Origin of the sequence: Rhodococcus sp. BS-15 (assembly GCF_000813105.1) — a bacterium.
In the GTDB taxonomy this organism is placed as follows: Bacteria; Actinomycetota; Actinomycetes; order Mycobacteriales; family Mycobacteriaceae; genus Rhodococcoides.
Window position 1 is genome coordinate 1 of record NZ_BAOX01000470.1, and the last position, 2,414, is coordinate 2,414.

The window sequence follows — 2,414 nt, forward strand, 5'->3', positions numbered from 1 at the left end:
TGCGCACCCGCGGGCAGAGTGGCGACGCCCGGCTGCGGTGAGCTCGCCGCCGTGGGTGCAGGTTCACCGCCTGGAACACCGACGTCGGACACTGCCGAGGACGGTGCAGCACCCGACGACGCCACCGCAGGAGTTGCGTCGTCACGTGCGACCCACCAGGCGAACACCCCGCCGAGAATCACCGCGACCACAGCCACAATGGCCACCACGATCCAGATGCCACCGCTGCCTTTTCTCGGCGGTCCCGGTGGAGGAGCACCCGTGAAACCACCGGTGCCGAACACTGGCGGCCGGGGAACCGCGCCGTACCCGCCTGGCTGCGCCGTGCCACGAGACTGTGGCGCGCCATGAACGGACGAAGGCGGCGGCATGACTCGATCGGATGGATTCGGCTGCGCGCCGTACTGTCCGTACGCGCGCTGCGAGGGGTCGCCCGAACCTGGATAGCTCACTGGTGTCCTTCTGCCGATGATGGGGCCAGCCTCTCATACGGCGTAGCAACCAGCAGACCGGACGTTACAGTTTCGCTCTGCGCGCGGTGAGCTCCTCCAGATAGCGCGCAACCGCGTCGTCGTCGTTGGATTCGAGGACTCGATCGACAACGGATCGCACGGGCTCTGCAGCATTCGACGGGCACAACGCCGTACCCGCCCAGTTCAGCATCGGCAGATCGTTGCGGGCATCTCCCACTGCCGCAACCGAATCCGAAGAGATCCCCCATCGCTCGCACAATTCCTGCAGGGCACTGGCTTTCGAGACTCCCGCCGCGGACATCTCGATGTACGGAGCACCGGAATGGGTCAACTCCACTCCGTCCACCCCCACAGCAGCGACGAGCTCGTACAACTCCTCGCTCGTCGTATCTCTGTGCCGAGCAACGATTTTGACCGTCGGCTCGACGTCGACCGGCAAACCGTGCTCCGACAGTTCCATCTCGTGCGGCTGCCGGTGATGGTCTGCGAACACGCACAGCTCGGCGTACCGAGCCTCGGCCACGAATCGCGTGGCACCGACGGTCGCGAAGGCCACGCCGGGAACGAGGGAGCGCACGACCGACTTGGCCGAGGCCACCGTCTCCGCCGGTACCGACCTGGTGCCGACGATGGCCGGGAAGCCGTCGGCCAGGTCGAGGACGACAGCCCCGTTGGCACCGATCGCCGTCCCGCGGAATCCGCAGGACGCTGCGAGTTCGTCGATGGAGTGGCGCGCGCGAGCGGTGGCCCACACCACCCTGATTCCGGCTGCGTCTGCCGCAGCCATCGCGGCGGCCGTTCGCGCAGAGACAGTTCGGTCCGAACGCAACAGCGTGCCGTCGAGATCGGTTGCGACAACGACGACCTCTTCGGTTCTGTTCACCCCACCGATACTGCCAGGTGCCGATCGTTCAGCCGGCGACCAATGTCAGAACGGAGATCTCACTGGGCGCGAACACTCGGAAAGGCGGACCCCAGAATCCCGATCCGCGGCTGGTATAGAGCTGAGTTCGCGCGCCGTGCCTGCTCAGACCGTGCACCACCGGCTGGTCCAGCCGAACCAAGGCCGAGAACGGCCAGATCTGACCGCCGTGTGTGTGGCCGGAGACCTGCAGGTCGACACCGGCGTCGACAGCGTCACCGATCTGTTTCGGCTGATGAGCCAGCAACAGCACGGGCATCGAGGGATCGGTTCCGGCAAGTGCGCGAACGAGATCGGCACCGTGGCCGGGTGCACCCGACCCTGCCGCGGTGGCGTCGTCGACGCCCGCGATGATCAGTGCGTCCTCACCGCGGTGCAGCACCACGTGGCGATTGTGCAGGGAGTTCCATCCGAGGTCCTCCATGTGATCGAGCCACTCCTGCGCCTCACCGAAGTACTCGTGATTGCCGGTGACGTACACGCGCGCCGCACTCGCGAGCATTGCCTCCAACGGCGCGGCCTGCGCTCGACGCCGATCGACCGAGCCGTCGGCGATATCGCGACGTGGGCCAACACGTCCGGTTCGAGCGCGTTGACGGCATCGGTCAATCGATGCGACCACGTCGTGCGATCGAGCGGACCGAAATGCGTGTCGGTCACGAGAACCACTCGTAGACCGTCGAATCGAGCCCCGAGCCGATCGATCCTGACGGTCGTGTGTCGCACGCGCGGAGTTCGCATCGCCTCGTAATGACCCCACAGCGCCAGGACGACCACGACGACCACGGTTGCCACCGACACGATCCGCGACCGAAGAGGGTCGTCGACCCCGGCCACCCACAGACCGAGCCGCAGCAGCAGCGAGAGTGCCGACCACACGAACGCGATCCAGACCGAGCCCAACAACACGTCTCCGACGCGCGCCCACGCGTCCTTGGAAGCCCCCTCGGCACTCGGCCGGTGGCCCAGATACATCGCTGCAGGCAGCGCCAGGAATGCGGCGACCGCAACCGCAGAGC

1 protein-coding gene and 2 pseudogenes are annotated in these 2,414 nt (G+C 66.7%); all 3 read right to left on the reverse strand.

The features are described from left to right. Positions 1 to 206 (reverse strand): annotated as a pseudogene (locus tag RHBS_RS28585) (hypothetical protein); the annotation flags it as partial. Positions 207 to 516: 310 nt separating this feature from the next. Beyond that, positions 517 to 1,356, reverse strand: coding sequence for an HAD family hydrolase (locus RHBS_RS26945; protein WP_128646872.1), 840 nt, complete (start codon positions 1,354 to 1,356; stop codon positions 517 to 519). A 28-nt stretch (positions 1,357 to 1,384) separates the two neighbouring features. Beyond that, positions 1,385 to 2,414 (reverse strand): annotated as a pseudogene (locus RHBS_RS31250) (metallophosphoesterase); the annotation flags it as partial.